This window comes from Bacillus pumilus (genome assembly GCF_009937765.1).
Classification (GTDB): domain Bacteria; phylum Bacillota; class Bacilli; order Bacillales; family Bacillaceae; genus Bacillus; species Bacillus pumilus_O.
In genome coordinates, this window is record NZ_CP047089.1 from 1,570,375 (window position 1) to 1,587,533 (window position 17,159).

Below are 17,159 nucleotides of genomic sequence, written 5' to 3' on the forward strand. Positions count from 1 at the left end.
GTCCAGTCCATGGGCTCTCCCGTTTTTAAAAGGGGAGAAAACAGGTGAAAGAAGAAACGTTCTATTTAGTAAGAGAGGATGTCCTTCCAGATGCGATGCGAAAAACGCTTGAAGTCAAAAAGCTTCTCGATCGCAAAAAAGCGGATTCAGTTGCCGATGCTGTTCAACAAGCGGATTTAAGCCGCAGTGCTTTTTATAAATACAGAGATGCTGTTTTTCCATTTTATACGATGGTGAAAGAGCAGATCATCACATTGTTTTTCCACCTTGAGGATCGGTCTGGGGCTCTGTCAAGACTACTTCAAATTGTGGCTGACTCTGGCTGTAATGTGTTATCCATTCACCAAACGATTCCGCTGCAGGGAAGAGCGAATGTCACCCTATCCATTAGCACGGCTGGAATGGCAGATGATATCAATACAGTCATGAATCAATTAAGAAAACTTGAATTTGTCGAAAAAGTTGAAATTCTAGGTTCTGGGGCGTAAAAGGAGAGATCATAGCAGATGAAGCAATTAACTGTAGGTTATTTTGGACCAGAGGCAACATTTACTCATTTGGCCGTATGCTCTTGCTTTCCAGCAGATGCAGTGCAGCGTGCCTATGCAACGATTCCGCAATGTATGGATGCTGTGTCAAAAGGCGAAGTCGATTTGGCGGTCGTTCCACTTGAAAATGCACTCGAAGGATCTGTGAACTTAACGATTGATTATTTAATTCATGAAGAAGCGCTATCTATTGTTGGAGAAATGACAGCACCGATTCGTCAGCATTTGCTTGTTCACCCTTCAAAAGCGGAAAGCTGGGAGACATTAGATGTGATCCAATCACATCCGCACGCGATTGCCCAGTGTCATCAATTTCTGAAAAAGCAGTACCCGGATATTCCGCACCGTCCAGTTGAATCAACTGGTTATGCAGCGAAATATATTAGTGAGCATCCAGAGGAGGCTGCTGGGGCGATTGCCAATGAAATTGCCGCACAAACGTATGGTTTAACGATTGCAAAAAAAGACATCCATGATTATCCACACAATCATACACGCTTTGTTATTTTACATAAAGACCCTAAAGCATCATTCCCAATGAATGCTGGGTTCTCATCGAAGCCAAAAACGACTATTGTCGTCAGTCTGCCAAAGGATGACCAATCAGGTGCATTACACCGTGTGTTATCTGCTTTTTCTTGGCGAAATCTCAACTTGTCAAAAATTGAATCTCGCCCAACAAAAACGGGTCTTGGACACTATTTATTTATTATAGATATAGAAAAAGAAATGGATGATGTCCTTGTCCCTGGCGCCATTCAGGAATTAGAAGCAATTGGCTGTGAAGTCAAATTGCTCGGCAGCTACCAAACATATGAACTAACGAATGAGAAATAGTGTCCGATAAAGGACACTATTTCAGCGTGTAGACAAACCCTCGCATTCGGTGTCAGATCTGCGCTTCGGTGCTCACGAATGTTCAATTCGCTCCGCTCCGATGCTCGTCCTTCCTAGACTGCAAAGGTTTTCTATCACGCTGAAAAGAAGACAAAGGGCTAAAATCAAGATCAATTTAGCCCTTTGTCAACAATCTGATAGTGTCCGATAATGGACACTATTTTTTTTAGTCTTTAATTAAAAAGCCAGCATCATCGAGCGCTTGGATGGCTTGGTCAAGCTGCTTTTGACTGTAAGAAGTAAGTGTATGTAAATGCACGCCATCTGTTAGTTCTGACAAGTAGGAGGCGCCCGTGTTAGAAATGTGATGAACGAAATCAGCTACTTGCTTGCGGGTGCTAACACGAATTGAGGCCGTTAGTTCACCGTAAACAGGGTGCTCTATCATGACATCTTTTACCGTCACCCCAAAATCTACAATTAAAGTCAGTTCCTCTTCTGTTCGAACAGGATCATGCTTGCAGGCGATGATTTGTTCAATCTCTCTTTCTGGCGCATGCTGAGATGCCATATACACATAGCCTTGACTTGTGGCAATAATGGGTTCGTTTTTTGCTTTCAATAGTGAGATATCTTGTACAATGACTTGTCGAGAGACAGCCGCCTTTTTAGCCAAAAAGCTTCCGGTGAGCGGTGTATCTGTTTCCTTCAGCCACTCTAAAATGGCGTTTCTTCTCTCTTCGCCAATGAGTTTCCTCTCTTGTTCCACGTCTTATGCTCCTTTCTGCTCCTTTTGCAATTGTTCAAATGTATGCAAAAGCTGATCGATGTCTTCTTTTGATGACTTCGATCCAAATGATAGTCGAATGAATTGAAGAGCATCACGATCTGATACGTGCAATGCCTTCACAGCAGGGGAAGGATGATGATAACCAGAAGCACATGCGCTTCCAGTCGATATACAAATCCCGTGCCGGTTACATGCTAACATTACATATTGTCCTTCAAACCCTTCAAAAAAACAACCAATAATATGAGGCAGCATACGGCGATTGCCATTGTGAAGAGTACGAACAGGAAGCTTTCTCATTTTCAATTGCTGAAGAAAATAATCACGAAGCTGTTCATTTTGCCGCTTTTGCTCATCTAGCTTAAGCATCAATTGTTCGCTCGCAGCAGCAAAAGCACCGATGCATGGAACGTTCACTGTTCCAGGGCGGAAGCCATTTTCCTGAACTGTTCCTGAATATAAAGACTTCCAAGGAACATGAGCACCCATATAGACAGCGCCCGCGCCCTTAGGAGCATACACTTTATGACTAGAGATGGATATCGCATCAACCCCCAGCTCCTTGATGGACACACGAATCTTTCCAAATGTTTGCACGGCATCTGTATGAAAAAGAATGTGCCTTTCTTTTAAAATGGGGGCTAATTCAGCGAGCGGCTGGATAATCCCTGTTTCTGAATTAGCATGCTGAATAGAGACTAATCCTGTTTCAGGCAATAATGCATCTTTGAGAATGTCCTCGGTGATGATTCCATCTTGATTCGGTTCAATGATCGAAACCTTCGTGCCAAGACGCTCTAGGCTCTTAACTGCATGCTGAACAGAAGGATGCTCTACAGAAGTTGTGATGACATGCTGCCTGTCTGCTGGCAGACCATTTGCCATTGATTGAATCGCAAGAAGATTGGATTCCGTTCCGCCGCTTGTAAAGTAGATGCCGCCTGGTTCGCCCTCAAGAATGGCAGCGATTGATTGTCTGCTGTAAGTCAGTATGTCATTTGCTCTTCCACCTGCATCATGAAGACTGCTTGCATTCCCGTAGCAATCTTTACTTAGCTGCTGAAAAACATGCAGTGCCTCCTCTGAAACAGGTGTAGAAGCTGCGTAATCTAAATAAACCAATCCATCCATCTCCTATGAGAAAATTTTTTCTTGTATTTATTGTAGTGTTGTGTAATGATATGTGTCAATACAGGTGTAAATGACAGGAGGGGCAATGGTGTCATCAATTAAAAAAATCATTGTGGTGGGATCAGGCATTGCAGCACTTTCCTTTGCAAAGACCATTTCAGCAAGCTGTGAAGTCATCATGATGACAAAAAAACAATTTTCCTCTAGTAATTCCATGCTTGCACAAGGAGGAATCGCTGCGGCCTTTTCTGCACAGGATTCTGTTGATCAGCATGTACAAGACACATTAGCTGCCGGCTGTGATCACAACGATGAGAGGGTGGTACAAGAGATCGTCAGTCTTGGAAAACATATGGTGAAGCAGCTCGTAGAAGAAGGCTGCCCATTTGATCAAACAGAGAATGGCATGCCGCAATTAGGTAAAGAAGGGGCACATACGACTCATCGCATTTTGCATGCAGGAGGAGACCAAACTGGCAAAACCCTCGTGCAGTATTTAAAAAATCAGCTTGGCTCACATATTCATTTATGTGAATATCACCATGTCATTGATCTACTCGTTCATGAAGGAATCTGCATAGGAGTGGTCTGGAAAGACGAGAAAGGACACGTACATACCATGACCGCAGATGCTGTGGTTTTATCCACGGGCGGCTGCGGCTCGCTATTTGAAACGAACACAAATGACCCTTCTGTAACAGGAGATGGGCTGATAATGGCTTATCGAGCCGGGGCACAATTAGTTGACCTCGAATTTGTTCAATTCCATCCCACTCTCTTGACGATCGCTGGAAAAGCAGTCGGTCTCGTGTCAGAGGCTGTCCGAGGAGAAGGAGCCTATTTAGAAGATGAAACAGGCAGGAGGATCATGAAAGGCATTCACCCACAAGGTGATTTAGCGCCTAGAGATATCGTCTCTAGAGCTATCTTTCATGAGCAGCAATTTGGTCATGATCTGTATCTCAATATCAGCGAAATTCCACATTTCTCAGTTCGTTTTCCAGCCATTGCTGCAATGTGTGAGCGGGCTGGTGTCGATATGGCAAGCGGCAGGCTCCCAGTTTCCCCAGGTATGCATTTTTTAATGGGGGGAATCTGCGTGAATGAATATGGAGAAACGACAGTTCCATCTCTTTTCGCTATCGGAGAAGCTGCTTGTACAGGCTTACATGGAGCGAACCGATTGGCGAGTAATTCTCTCTTGGAAGGTCTCGTTTTAGGAAACAAAGCGGCACGGAGAATTGAACAATTCCCTAAAAGGAAAAAAACAATCCCCTCTTCCACAATCCAAGAAAGTTGGTCCGTGCCAGAGATTTCAGAGAAACAGTTGAGCCAATGGATGATGACATATGCCGCAATTGTAAGAGACGAAGATGGGCTAAAGACCTTGCTTCAATCATTACTGCAAGTCCCTTATCAGCAAATAAATGTGAAAGATATCACAAATGGACAAATCGAATTAAGCAATCAATGCACATTAGCGATTTGTCTTGTGAGATCTGCCTTACTTCGAACAGAAAGCAGAGGAGGTCATTATCGAGTGGATTATCCAAATCGGAATGATGCATTATGGCGTGGCATGCAAATTGTCCATGAAAAAGGCCACATTCATATAATGAAAAATGAAAGGATCGGTGCCAAATGGAACGTTTACAGTTAAAACAAATGCTGACGCATTTTTTCGCAGAGGATATTGGTTTTGGAGATGTATCAGCTGATGGCATTTTTGGAGAAAAGAAAGGAACAGCCTATATCATCGCAAAACAATCGGGTGTATTGGCAGGTTCTCAAGTCATTGACATAGGATACCGCCTGCTGAATGAACAGATTCAGACTGAGTTGTTTTTTAAAGAAGGTGAATGGGTTCATTCAGGGGCAGTTTTAGCGAAAATAAAAGGACCAGTCAGCGACTTATTAAAAGGAGAACGGGTCATTTTAAATGTCTTGCAGCGCATGACAGGTATCGCCACTTTAACACATGAAGCAGTACAGCGATTAGCGGACCCGTCGATTACGATTTGTGATACGAGAAAAACGACGCCTGGCTTGCGTATGTTAGAGAAATACGCTGTGAAGACAGGAGGGGGAAAAAATCATCGCTTCGGCTTATCAGATGGGGTGATGATTAAAGACAATCATATTGCCGCATGTGGCTCCATGCGTGAAGCTGTAGAGAAAGCAAGGGCATATGCCGGTCATATGGTGAAAATTGAAGTGGAAATTGAATCAGAAACGCAGCTAAAGGAAGCCATTGATGCAAAGGCCGATGTCATCATGTTTGACAACTGCTCTCCAGACGATGTAAAACGTTTTAAACAAATGACGCCGGAGACAATTCTGACCGAGGCTTCAGGAGGCATCACGCTAGAGACATTGCCAAGTTACAGAGGGACAGGTGTTGACCTTATTTCGCTTGGTTTTCTGACACACTCTGCTCCAGCATTTGATTTTAGTATGAATATGGAATTTAGTCATAAAGGGGGAGCCACTCATGTCACTGCTTGATGTACTGGCAAACCAACATGCAGCCATGATGCCAGAAGAATATAAACACCGCTCTGTTGATGAGATGGAGCAGCGTGTGGTAGACATTAAACGTGCCTTTGGATCAAAACTTTTTATACCAGGGCATCATTATCAAAAGGACGAAGTCATCCAATTCGCAGATGCAACAGGAGATTCATTGCAGCTCGCACAAATAGCTGCAGACAACAAGGAAGCGGAGTACATTGTGTTCTGCGGTGTTCACTTCATGGCTGAAACGGCAGATATGCTGTCAAAAAAGAATCAAAAAGTTCTTTTGCCAGATATGAGAGCAGGCTGTTCAATGGCAGATATGGCGAACATGAAACAAACGGATCGAGCATGGGAGCAGCTCACTGATCTGTTTGGGGAGACAATTCTTCCACTTACGTATGTCAACTCAACAGCTGATATTAAAGCATTTGTCGGAAAGCATGGTGGGGCCACTGTGACATCATCAAACGCAAAAAAAATGCTGGAGTGGGCGCTCACACAAAAAGAACGGATTCTGTTTCTCCCTGATCAGCATTTGGGGCGTAATACAGCCTTTGATTTAGGCATTTCACTTGAAGAAATGGCTGTGTGGGATCAAATAGAAGAAAGGCTTATCACCGACCAGCCACTTTCCCGCATTAAGATGATTTTATGGAAAGGCCACTGCTCTGTCCATGAGAAATTTACGGTGCGGAATATTGAAGAAACGAGAAAAAGAGACCGTGACATTCAAATTCTTGTCCATCCAGAGTGCACGCATGAAGTCGTCACGGCTTCTGATCTTGCCGGTTCCACGAAATTTATTATTGATACAATCAAAGAAGCACCAGCAGGAAGCAAGTGGGCGATTGGAACAGAGATGAATTTGGTCAAGCGGATCATCAATCAGCATCCAGATAAACAAATCGAATCCCTCAATCCGGATATGTGTCCATGTTTGACGATGAATCGGATCGATCTCCCTCATTTGTTATGGTCACTTGAGAGCATTGAAAAAGGTGATCCGGTCGGTTTCATTCAAGTCAATGAAGACACGACAAAAGATGCTTTACTCGCACTGAATAAAATGCTCATCATTAAATAATGAATCCACCCCTCCTATCAGAAAACAAGTTTTTATCATATCGGCTTGTAAATAGGCATAAATTTATGGTGAAACATATTGTACTTCTGACATAACCGTTACGTTCACGTTTTGCATAGGAGGGGAAAACGTTGAAAATTCATATTGTGCAAAAAGGAGACTCCCTTTGGAAAATTTCAAAGAAATACGGAGTCGACTTTCAAGAATTGAAAAAACTAAATTCACAGCTCAGTAATCCAGATTTGATCATGCCGGGTATGAAGATCAAGATTCCATCTAGTGGTGTTCCTGTAAAAACAGATCATCAGAAAGCAAAAGAAATGCCAAAGCCGAAAGAACATCCGTATGTGAAAGAAAAGCCAAAAGATGTCGTGCAAGTGCAAGATACGAAACCGAAAGAAAAGCCAAATGAACCTGTCCCTTATGTACCGCCAGTGCCAAAAATCGAGCAGCCAGTTTTTCCGCAAGTTGATGTGAACTATTATCAGACCAATCTCTACCAGCCATTCACGCCTCCTCCCAAAAAAGAACATCATGAGAAAAAAGATCACGTTCATGAAAAGAAAGATCATGTTCATGACAAAAAGGATCATAAAGATCATGTTCACTATGAGAACAAGGAGCATAAAGATCACAAGGACCACAAGGACCATTTCCATCATGAAAATAAAGGTCATTTAAAAGATGAAGTGGCAAAGGGATATGATCCATTTATTCATATTCCGCATCAAAAGGAGGAGGGCAAAGATATGGAGCACAGCAATTACCCAAACCTTCCTAATTTCCCGCAAATGCCGAATGTAGGAGGCGCAGCGGTAGGGGGAATGGCTGAGAATAAGGAGCATCATCACCATCACCAGCATCATGACGCATATGATCCTTATTATGGTTATGGTCATTACATGCCAGCGATGTATCCATATCCGCAGCAAATGGTACCAGCGTCGCCAATTTTACCAGGATCAGGTCTTTGCTACCCTGTCCAGCCGTATTATCACCATCACATGATGCCATATCCATACCCAGCGCAGCCATATTATCCTGCGTATCAAGCGCCAGCTTATTACGGAGAACATTATGAACATCATGCAAATGATGGGCATCACTGGCACCACCATATGCATCCGAATGCCAATGCAAACGCCAATGTCAATGCGAACGTGAATCAAGGCTTTTATCCAAATGTTTCAAATGAAGCTTATGGCAAGGAAGACTGCGGATGTGATGATGGCATGAAGCAGCATCAACCGTGGCCAGGACATTACCCGAATCCTGTACCTTATGGCCAAATGGGAGCTTATCCAGCGCAGCCTTATATGCAGCCATATCCAGGTCAATCTGTTTTTGCAAGACCAGAGGAAGACGAAGAAGAGTAATAAAAGAAGGAGCGATCTCAATCGTTCCTTTTTTTGTTTATAACTGACAGCTTGATTTTTCCCAAAACTGTACATGCTAAAACAGAGCCTGTTTCGCGCTCATGAGATTGAATTTGTACAGGGGGTTTTTCGTTTGAGACAAAAATGGCAAAAAACGATCGCATTAGTGCTTCTTCCTATTGGGTTAACGGCATGTGGTACAAATGACAATGCAGGTGTCGATACACGTCACAATCAATCAGGTCAGCCAGTTGGATATCATTCGAATAATCGTGCGGATGACAATAACCAAGATCACCAAGGACCAGTTTCCGAACTCATGGAGGGAATGAACGGTGGGAATACAACGAATGTTGATTATCGCACCCGTCCTCAAGCTGACGATCGAACGCCTCTCGCAGGTGGAGATGGACGATATAGCCATGGAGATATGAACTACCATAACCAAATGTCGTTCTCTGGCTACGATAAACAAGAAAACGTGCAACGTTCAAGAAAAATTGCCAATCGCGTCAATAAAATGAATCATGTTGCAGACTCGCAAGTAATGGTAACAGATGAAAATGTGTATATTGCCATTAAATCAGATGGGCGTCTGACATCAGAGGGAATATCACAAGTGGAAGAAGCAGCGACTCGTTATGCGGATGGAAGAGCTGTCCAAGTCATTAAAGACGAGGGTGCTTTCACACGCTTTAGAGATATGAGAAGAACACAATTTGAAACAGGTCAAACAGGCATGACTCGATAGGTTCGAGAATAAAAAAGGCTAAAGTTCCTCAAGAACTTTAGCCTTTTCTTAAAAATAAACCTTGATGCCCATATAAAATTCGTAAAAGAAATAACAGCCAAACCCTAGTAATAAAATACCAGCAATAATGGATGTCCATTTGATCATCGTTCGGTTCATCACTTTTCTTGTTAAGGATACAAGAGTGAGGAGACCGATGTCATGAAGGAGAATTCCTGCCAATATACCACCTGATGCTAGCATAAATTCAGATGAATCTGTTTTTGTATAGGCATCTGCCAGTACAGCACCGAATACAGAAACCCAAAACACAAGGTTTCCAGGAGATACCGCGACAAGCAAGCCGTTTCTGTACGTTTTTGCGAATGATTTATTGACTTTTTCGCCAGCTAAATGGATGTCTTGATCCGCATGTTTAATGGAATCGTATGCGAGAATCATTAAGAATATAGCTCCGATTAGCCAAAGCGGGATTTGGACAAATGGCAGTGATAAAAACTGAGCAAATCCAGCATATAAAGCCAAGATAAGTAAGAGATCGATGGTCATGCCGCCTGCTCCTACGGTTAAACCATGAAAGAAGCCGTTTTTTAATCCCTGTTTTGTCATTTCAACCGTGATCGCTCCGACTGGCAGAGCAATTGAGAATCCTACGACGATAAATGTGAGAAATGTTTGCAATCGACTAGAACTTCCTTTGAAAAAGTTTGTATAAAAATTCTCCGTTTAGATTAATTATACATAATAGGAGGAAAGGATCAATGATTATTTCAGTTTTTATCTAAATGGTTGGGATGGAGGGTGTATATCAATGTGTATATTAAGCTGGCTTTATTTCTTTTGTAGTGAAAAGGAACTATTAACCTGAAACTTCTTTTTTTCATGGCATCGCTATGCTACACTGTTGTGGAAAATAATAAATGTGACTAGGGGTGCCCGAGGCTGGGCTGAGAGAGAAGTGTATACTTCTTAACCCTTTGGACCTGATCTGGCTCGTACCAGCGTGGGGAAGTTGAAGATGATACATGGGTCATTTACGGATGACATTCATGTTTATTTCTAACGACGAAACCAGGTTCTTTTCATAGAGCCTGGTTTTTTGCTGGTGCTGATTCCATCCTGTCCGGTGACAAGAAGAGAAGGAGAGAACAGCAAATGAAAGAAAAGAAAAATATCCCAACAACTCAATCGTTATTATCAAGCTTTGACGGCAGCCGAAAGGTGTATGAGAAAGGGTCAAGACCTGACATTTTAGTGCCAAAAAGAGAAATTGCCCTCACGCAAACGGTGACGCAGGCAGGAATGATTCAAAATGAACCAATTCGTGTGTACGATACGAGTGGTCCTTACACGGATGAGCATGCCCATATCGATGTGACAAAAGGGCTTAACCGTCTGAGAGCAGCATGGGTCGAAGAAAGGGGAGATACAGAAAGCTATGAAGGGCGCCATGTAAAACCTGAAGATAACGGCTATCGCTCTAGAAACGGGTCTCATCAGCATATTCATACTGATTTTCATCATAAGCCGCTTCGTGCAAAACAAGGTGCCTGTGTGACGCAAATGCACTATGCAAAAAAAGGTATTGTCACGCCTGAAATGGAGTTCATCGCCTTAAGAGAAGGGCTAAGCCCTGAGTTCGTGAGAGAGGAAGTTGCCAGCGGAAGAGCTGTCATTCCAGCGAATATTAACCATCCTGAAAGTGAACCGATGATTATCGGAAGAAATTTTCATGTCAAAATCAATGCGAACATTGGCAATTCAGCTGTGACATCATCCATTGATGAAGAAGTTGAAAAAATGACATGGGCGATCAGATGGGGGACAGACACCATGATGGATCTGTCTACAGGAAAGGATATTCATACAACGAGGGAATGGATCATACGGAATTGTCCAGTCCCAGTAGGCACCGTTCCCATTTATCAGGCGCTTGAGAAAGTGAATGGCGTGGCAGAAGATTTGACGTGGGACGTGTACAGAGACACATTAATTGAACAAGCAGAGCAAGGAGTAGACTACTTCACGATTCATGCGGGCGTGCGGTTAAGGTATATTCCTCTGACAGTCGACCGGGTGACTGGTATTGTTTCAAGAGGCGGTGCCATTATGGCAAGGTGGTGTCTTGCTCATCATCAAGAGAATTTCCTTTATACCCACTTTGAAGACATTTGTGAGATTATGAAAACGTATGATATTGCTTTTTCACTTGGAGATGGGCTTAGACCAGGATCAATAGCTGATGCCAATGATGAAGCGCAGTTTGCAGAGCTAGAAACGTTAGGTGAATTGACAGAGATCGCTTGGAAACATGATGTACAGGTGATGATTGAAGGACCTGGACATGTTCCAATGGATAAAATCAAAGAAAATGTGGACAAGCAAATGGAGATTTGCAAAGAGGCACCATTTTATACATTAGGGCCTCTTACAACAGATATTGCTCCGGGATATGATCATATTACATCTGCCATCGGCGCAGCTATGATCGGCTGGTATGGAACAGCGATGCTATGTTATGTAACGCCAAAGGAGCATTTAGGGCTGCCGAACAAAGAAGATGTAAGAGAAGGTGTGATCGCTTATAAAATTGCCGCTCATGCTGCTGATCTAGCGAAAGGACATCCTGCTGCTCAAAAGCGTGATGATGCTTTATCGAAAGCAAGGTTTGAATTTAGATGGCGTGACCAATTCAACCTGTCACTTGATCCAGAAAGAGCGATGGCGTTCCATGATGAAACATTGCCTGCTGAAGGCGCTAAGACTGCCCATTTTTGCTCGATGTGCGGACCGAAGTTTTGCAGCATGAAAATTTCCCATGATATTCGCAATCAATCAGAAGAAGTGAAAAAAGAGATGGAGAAGAAGGCGAAGGAGTTTATCAGCGGAGGAAGCCAAATATATTCATCCTAAAAAAGAACCTGCGGGGCTTTATATCAGATCACGGAAAAGGTTTTTCTTAAGAGGTGGAAAAATGCCTTTAATGCAACCCCTATCATGTCCAGACTTGGAATGAGGGCATCTGTTAAATGAAACAAGACTGTTTGTCTTTCTGGAGATGTTCGTTTCTTTTTCCGTTTCATAAAGAAAACCTCCTTTTTAAATCATATACTTCTTTGCAAAGAAGAGAGATAGAGATGTTGTTTGAATTTAAACAAAATTTAAACTTCTTGTGTTTGAAAGGAAAGAAGGAGGGGAAACGAGTTGAGTAGAGAATGAATGAAAAGAGCCGATCTATTTGGCCAGCTAACAAGAGAGAGTGGAAGGTGATCTTATGATGAAAGTATTTAAAGTAACATTTCATATGAACAATGGGGAAGTGCTTGATTTTGAGCTAAAACGTCCAGCTACCTATGATGTGTATAAGAAAATTGAAGAAGCCAATCATTGGTTTAAGCTGAATAATGAAATCATTAACTTATTAAATGTGAATAGCATCCATGTTGAAACAGAAACAGATTGACACAGAAAAGCCGCTCGGTAAGAGCGGCTCAGCGTGTAGACAAACCCTCGCATTCGTTGTTAGTCCTGCGTGCTGGTGCTCACGAATGACAAATTCGCTCCGCGCCAGTACTCGTCCTTCCTAGACTTCAAAGGTTTTCTATCACGCTGAAAAGAAGACAAAGGGCTAAAATCAAAATCATTTTAGCCCTTTGTCAACAATCTGAAGCCGCTCGGTAAGAGCGGCTTTCATTATGCAGAGAAATCATTCCGATTATTAAGCTGACCACGGGACAGCCAGTTCTTTTTATAGAAATAAGCAATCACTTCAAGCCATAGACGTGGTGCTTTTTTCGGAAAAAAAGGCTTTTGATAATAAGCGTAAGCGGCTTTTAAGTCATCCCATTGATGGCATGCTTTTGTTTGTGTGAAACGGGCAACGTCGATGACCCTGACCTGTCCTTCCTTTGTTAAGATCAGATTCCGCAGGTGGATGTCAGAAGGGTTCAACCCTTTCTCGCGTGCTTCTTCTAGCGCATCATCGACTTGTTCAATCATTTGTTTTTTAATAGGAATCCCCTTTGTGAGGCATTCATAAAAAGTATTTCCTTTAATATATTCCATTAAAATATACTGATCCCCAGATTCATAAATCTCAGGGTAGTAAGACGAACCAGAGAGTTTTTCATAAATGGCGGCTTCTTTACGGGCAATATGTTGATAAGAAGGGAAAAAGACTTTTAGCGCCATTTTCTTGCCGTCTTTTTTGTATGAAAAGACATAGGCACTTCTTCCTTTGCCGCACAGCTCAAGCTCTGCCGGTTTAAAGGCAAGCTTATGAAGACGTTTATCCTCATGATACTGAATCGATTCGGCTAATCTTTTGACTTCTGACATTGACTTCACCTTCTTTGGTTTCAGTTTATGCGGCTGAAAAACGAATGATGAAAAACCGAGCATTCGATAAAGCAATGGATTGTATAAAACATACCATTTACGAATGAAGGATACAACGAAAGACTCTTCCCATATATTCATATCATCGATTTGGTTAATGTTTAGAAAAATGGGTCAAACTACATATGTCATGCATCGATCTCATGTTTTAAAGAGGTGTAAATAGTGAAAGTGAAGATGAAATGTTTCGTTACAGGACTTATCATGACAAGTGTGCTTTTTTTCGCTGCGGATATGGAGGGAAAAGAACACTTGCAAAAGCAGTCAAACTCGATCACCGTACAGCTTGAAAAAGTCTATCTAGACGGAGATGTGAGTATTGAAAGACACCGGGCATCATTAGAAGACAAAGACACATTCTGGTCGCAGTATAAAGGCTGGACGCTAGTAGAACAGAAAGAGGATTTTGCGCTTTTTAGAAAGCAAATTGATGATATCTCTCCATTAAGTAAAGCAAATGGATATATCGGATTATCAGAGGACGGTGTGATTTCTACGTTTCATGGAAGGCCTGACGGCTGGGCGGAGCCCATTCATCTCTTTTTTCAAATTGATACGTCCCGTTTAGAAAGTCATGTGGAGGAGCAGCTTGAGCAAGGCATTCCTTTTCGAACAAAGGATGAATTTGAGCATGTGCTTGAAGTCATGAAACCTTACCGAAATGAAATATCGTTTTAACGCGTATAACAGCTTGCTGGTGTGAAGGCCGCAAGCTGTTTTTCGTGGTGTCATCGTAAAAATGGATTGAGCGAACGTATGTTAACTTTTATTGCGGTTTTCTTCTCGATTTATGTTACAATGAAGAACAGTCAAAGAGGTGAAAACGGTGATAGAGTTTGTAAAAGGGACCATTGATTATGTGTGCCCGCAATATGTTGTCATAGAAAACGGCGGAGTGGGATATCAAGTCTATAGCCCAAACCCGTTTATCTATCAAATCAATAAACAAGAAACGATTTATACGTATCATTACATAAAGGAAGACGCTTTCTCGTTATATGGATTTCAAACACGAGAAGAAAAAGCGCTGTTCACAAAACTGTTAAATGTCACAGGGATTGGGCCGAAGGGGGCTCTAGCGATTCTTGCTTCCGGTGATCCTGGCGCTGTGATCTCAGCGATAGAACGTGAAGATGAAGCGTTCCTGATTAAGTTCCCTGGCGTTGGCAAAAAGACAGCTCGCCAAATCATTCTCGATCTAAAAGGAAAGCTAGCGGATGTTGTTCCTGAAATGATTGGCAATCTATTTAATCACGAGGACCATATTCAGGTCGAAACGCAGCAAACGGCATTAGACGAAGCGCTTGAAGCCTTAAGTGTTCTTGGATACGGTGATCGCGAAATTAAAAAGGTATATCCATTGTTAAAAGAAGAAAAGAATCTCACAACCGATCAATATGTGAAAAAAGCTTTACAAAAAATGTTGAAATAGGGTGATGTCTCATGGATGAACGGCTCGTCTCAACTGAAGCAGACAACCATGAATCAGCCATTGAGCAAAGTCTGCGGCCTCAGACACTTAGCCAATATATCGGTCAGCAAAAAGTTAAGGATAACCTCAGTGTGTTTATTGAAGCTGCCCGTATGAGGCAGGAAACGCTCGATCACGTCCTCTTATACGGACCGCCCGGACTCGGGAAAACGACGCTTGCGTCAATTATTGCCAATGAAATGAATGTTCAGCTGCGTACAACATCTGGACCAGCGATTGAACGTCCTGGTGATTTGGCGGCGATTTTAACGTCTCTTGAGCCAGGTGATGTGTTGTTTATAGATGAAATTCATCGCTTGCAGCGTTCAATTGAGGAAGTACTTTATCCAGCAATGGAGGATTTTTGTTTAGATATCGTCATTGGCAAAGGAGATACAGCGCGCTCTGTACGGCTTGATTTACCGCCATTTACACTTGTAGGTGCTACAACCCGTGTTGGACTTTTAACAGCGCCGCTTCGTGACAGGTTTGGGGTACATGCAAGATTGGAATACTATGAGCAAAGAGATTTGGCTCACATTGTTTCAAGAACAGCAGAGCTGTTCGAGATTGGAATTGATCTTCGCTCAGCCGAAGAGATCGCAAGACGTTCCCGCGGTACGCCGAGGGTTGCCAATCGTCTACTCAGAAGAGTAAGAGATTTTGCCCAGGTGCTTGGAAATCATTCGATTACCGAGGACATTGCGGAAGATGCCCTTGAGCGCCTTCAAGTCGACAAGCTTGGTCTTGATCATATCGATCATAAGCTGCTTTTAAGTATGATTGAAAAATTTAGAGGCGGTCCTGTTGGGCTTGACACAATCTCAGCGACAATTGGAGAAGAATCACATACGATTGAAGATGTGTACGAACCGTATTTACTGCAAATTGGTTTCCTACAAAGAACACCAAGAGGACGAGTCGTCACAAGAGAAGCGTATGAACACTTTCAAATGGAGGTTCCGATTCGTGACTGAATTCCCTAAAATATTGATGATTTTAGGTGGTGTCCTTTTTGCCGCAGGGTTAGTATTTCAATTGGTTGGTAAGCTTCCAGGTGATATTTTTGTGAAAAAAGGAAATGTGACCTTCTTTTTTCCTGTGATCACCTGCATTGTCATTAGCATCGTGCTCACGATATTACTGAATATCTTTGGACGGATGAAATAACGTTAACTAGTTAACTACAGAATAGGTGAAGGAAATGAAGTTAGAACTATTTGATTTTGATTTACCAGAAAGATTAATTGCACAAGTACCGCTTGAAAAACGTGACGCATCAAGACTGATGGTCTTAAACAAACAAACGGGTGAAGTGACACACGATACATTCTCACAAATTACCGATTATTTTCAAACGGGTGATTGCCTCGTTTTAAATAATACACGCGTTCTGCCGGCACGGTTGTTTGGAATGAAAGAGGATACAGGTGCAAAAGTTGAACTTCTTCTCTTAAAACAAGAGGAAGGAGACAAATGGGAAACACTTGTGAAACCAGCCAAACGAGTGAAAAAAGGAACAGTGATCACATTTGGTGATGGACGGCTTCAAGCGGTATGTACAGAAGAATTAGAACATGGCGGCAGAAAAGTTGAGTTTCAGTATACTGGCATTTTTTATGAAGTCCTTGAATCTCTTGGGGAAATGCCGCTACCTCCTTATATTAAAGAACAGCTTGACGATCGTGAACGCTATCAAACGGTGTATTCAAAAGAGGTCGGCTCCGCTGCTGCTCCAACTGCTGGTCTTCACTTTACAAACGAGCTGCTGGATGCGCTGAAAGAAAAGGGTGTGCACATCGCATTCATTACTCTGCATGTGGGACTTGGTACTTTCCGTCCGGTCAGTGCAGATCGTATTGAAGAACACGAAATGCACGCAGAGTTTTACGAAATGAATGAAGAAACAGCGGCTGAGCTTAATCGCGTTCGCAAGGAAGGCGGGCGGATTATTTCAGTGGGGACAACGTCAACAAGAACGCTCGAAACCATTGCAAGTGCGCATGATGGCGAATTCAAAGCGTCAAGCGGCTGGACGTCAATCTTTATTTACCCAGGCTATACATTCAAGGCAATTGATGGCATGATCACGAATTTTCATCTGCCAAAATCCTCGTTAATCATGCTTGTCAGTGCATTAGCTGGGCGAGAGCATGTCCTAAAGGCATACAATGAAGCTGTAAAAGAGGAATATCGCTTCTTCAGCTTTGGCGATGCCATGCTGATTCAATAACATCATACAACAAAGACAGGAGG

19 protein-coding genes and 1 riboswitch are annotated in these 17,159 nt (G+C 42.6%); of the genes, 14 read left to right on the forward strand and 5 right to left on the reverse strand.

Annotation, left to right across the window (positions count from 1 at the left end; genetic code table 11):
* Positions 1–44 precede the first annotated feature (44 nt).
* Both GPS65_RS07610 and pheA read left to right on the forward strand, forming a co-directional pair.
* The gene (locus GPS65_RS07610; RefSeq protein WP_003216269.1) at positions 45–488 is read left to right on the forward strand and encodes an ACT domain-containing protein; all 444 of its coding nucleotides are present in this window, start codon (positions 45–47) and stop codon (positions 486–488) included.
* 18 nt (positions 489–506) lie between these two features.
* Positions 507–1,385: a prephenate dehydratase gene (gene pheA / locus GPS65_RS07615; RefSeq protein WP_012010756.1), complete on the forward strand. Its 879-nt coding sequence runs from the start codon at positions 507–509 to the stop codon at positions 1,383–1,385.
* Between the two features lie 226 nt (positions 1,386–1,611).
* Here pheA and GPS65_RS19285 read toward each other — a convergent pair whose 3' ends face one another.
* A complete protein-coding gene (locus GPS65_RS19285; RefSeq protein ID WP_088002209.1) occupies positions 1,612–2,154 on the reverse strand; it encodes a transcription repressor NadR in 543 nt (180 codons plus the stop codon).
* A 3-nt stretch (positions 2,155–2,157) separates the two neighbouring features.
* Positions 2,158–3,297: an IscS subfamily cysteine desulfurase gene (locus GPS65_RS07620; protein ID WP_186299625.1), complete on the reverse strand. Its 1,140-nt coding sequence runs from the start codon at positions 3,295–3,297 to the stop codon at positions 2,158–2,160.
* A gap of 94 nt (positions 3,298–3,391) precedes the next feature.
* Between GPS65_RS07620 and nadB the strand changes: the two genes are divergently transcribed.
* The 5 genes from nadB (at position 3,392) to GPS65_RS07645 (ending at position 9,034) form a co-directional block, all read left to right on the forward strand.
* Positions 3,392–4,966 (forward strand): L-aspartate oxidase, encoded by a 1,575-nt coding sequence (gene nadB, locus GPS65_RS07625; protein ID WP_012010754.1) that lies wholly within the window; start codon positions 3,392–3,394, stop codon positions 4,964–4,966.
* Positions 4,948–5,811, forward strand: coding sequence for a carboxylating nicotinate-nucleotide diphosphorylase (gene nadC / locus GPS65_RS07630; RefSeq protein WP_144481862.1), 864 nt, complete (start codon positions 4,948–4,950; stop codon positions 5,809–5,811). Before nadB ends, nadC begins: the two co-directional genes overlap by 19 nt.
* On the forward strand, positions 5,798–6,907 hold the full coding sequence (gene nadA, locus GPS65_RS07635; RefSeq protein ID WP_012010752.1) for a quinolinate synthase NadA: 1,110 nt from the start codon (positions 5,798–5,800) through the stop codon (positions 6,905–6,907). Before nadC ends, nadA begins: the two co-directional genes overlap by 14 nt.
* Before the next feature lie 131 nt (positions 6,908–7,038).
* A complete protein-coding gene (gene safA / locus GPS65_RS19620) occupies positions 7,039–8,283 on the forward strand; it encodes a SafA/ExsA family spore coat assembly protein (protein WP_012010751.1) in 1,245 nt (414 codons plus the stop codon).
* A 133-nt stretch (positions 8,284–8,416) separates the two neighbouring features.
* Positions 8,417–9,034, forward strand: coding sequence for a YhcN/YlaJ family sporulation lipoprotein (locus GPS65_RS07645; protein ID WP_041815785.1), 618 nt, complete (start codon positions 8,417–8,419; stop codon positions 9,032–9,034).
* Positions 9,035–9,082: 48 nt separating this feature from the next.
* Here the strand turns inward: GPS65_RS07645 and GPS65_RS07650 are convergent, their stop codons facing one another.
* Positions 9,083–9,715: a LysE family transporter gene (locus GPS65_RS07650; RefSeq protein WP_012010749.1), complete on the reverse strand. Its 633-nt coding sequence runs from the start codon at positions 9,713–9,715 to the stop codon at positions 9,083–9,085.
* Between the two features lie 237 nt (positions 9,716–9,952).
* A riboswitch (TPP riboswitch) is annotated at positions 9,953–10,061 on the forward strand.
* A 128-nt stretch (positions 10,062–10,189) separates the two neighbouring features.
* Here GPS65_RS07650 and thiC point away from each other — a divergent pair.
* Positions 10,190–11,947: a phosphomethylpyrimidine synthase ThiC gene (gene thiC / locus GPS65_RS07655; RefSeq protein WP_012010748.1), complete on the forward strand. Its 1,758-nt coding sequence runs from the start codon at positions 10,190–10,192 to the stop codon at positions 11,945–11,947.
* 23 nt (positions 11,948–11,970) lie between these two features.
* Here thiC and GPS65_RS19290 read toward each other — a convergent pair whose 3' ends face one another.
* Positions 11,971–12,117 carry a hypothetical protein gene (locus GPS65_RS19290; RefSeq protein WP_012010747.1) on the reverse strand — a complete coding sequence of 49 codons (147 nt, stop codon included), beginning with the start codon at positions 12,115–12,117 and terminating at the stop codon, positions 11,971–11,973.
* 191 nt (positions 12,118–12,308) lie between these two features.
* On the opposite strand from GPS65_RS19290, the gene GPS65_RS07660 reads away from it, so the two are divergent.
* On the forward strand, positions 12,309–12,497 hold the full coding sequence (locus tag GPS65_RS07660; RefSeq protein WP_088002195.1) for a hypothetical protein: 189 nt from the start codon (positions 12,309–12,311) through the stop codon (positions 12,495–12,497).
* A 230-nt stretch (positions 12,498–12,727) separates the two neighbouring features.
* Here the strand turns inward: GPS65_RS07660 and GPS65_RS07665 are convergent, their stop codons facing one another.
* Complete coding sequence (locus tag GPS65_RS07665; protein ID WP_012010745.1) at positions 12,728–13,372, reverse strand: serine/threonine protein kinase; 645 nt, start codon at positions 13,370–13,372, stop codon at positions 12,728–12,730.
* A 237-nt stretch (positions 13,373–13,609) separates the two neighbouring features.
* Between GPS65_RS07665 and GPS65_RS07670 the strand changes: the two genes are divergently transcribed.
* From GPS65_RS07670 to queA, 5 genes are all read left to right on the forward strand, one after another.
* Entirely contained in the window at positions 13,610–14,110 is a 501-nt protein-coding gene (locus tag GPS65_RS07670) for an intercompartmental signaling factor BofC (protein ID WP_176372696.1), read from the forward strand.
* Positions 14,111–14,258: 148 nt separating this feature from the next.
* Positions 14,259–14,864 (forward strand): Holliday junction branch migration protein RuvA, encoded by a 606-nt coding sequence (gene ruvA, locus GPS65_RS07675; protein WP_012010743.1) that lies wholly within the window; start codon positions 14,259–14,261, stop codon positions 14,862–14,864.
* A gap of 11 nt (positions 14,865–14,875) precedes the next feature.
* On the forward strand, positions 14,876–15,880 hold the full coding sequence (ruvB, locus tag GPS65_RS07680) for a Holliday junction branch migration DNA helicase RuvB (protein WP_012010742.1): 1,005 nt from the start codon (positions 14,876–14,878) through the stop codon (positions 15,878–15,880).
* Complete coding sequence (locus tag GPS65_RS07685) at positions 15,873–16,073, forward strand: DUF2905 domain-containing protein (RefSeq protein ID WP_012010741.1); 201 nt, start codon at positions 15,873–15,875, stop codon at positions 16,071–16,073. Before ruvB ends, GPS65_RS07685 begins: the two co-directional genes overlap by 8 nt.
* Before the next feature lie 34 nt (positions 16,074–16,107).
* Complete coding sequence (gene queA, locus GPS65_RS07690) at positions 16,108–17,136, forward strand: tRNA preQ1(34) S-adenosylmethionine ribosyltransferase-isomerase QueA (protein WP_012010740.1); 1,029 nt, start codon at positions 16,108–16,110, stop codon at positions 17,134–17,136.
* Positions 17,137–17,159 lie beyond the last annotated feature (23 nt).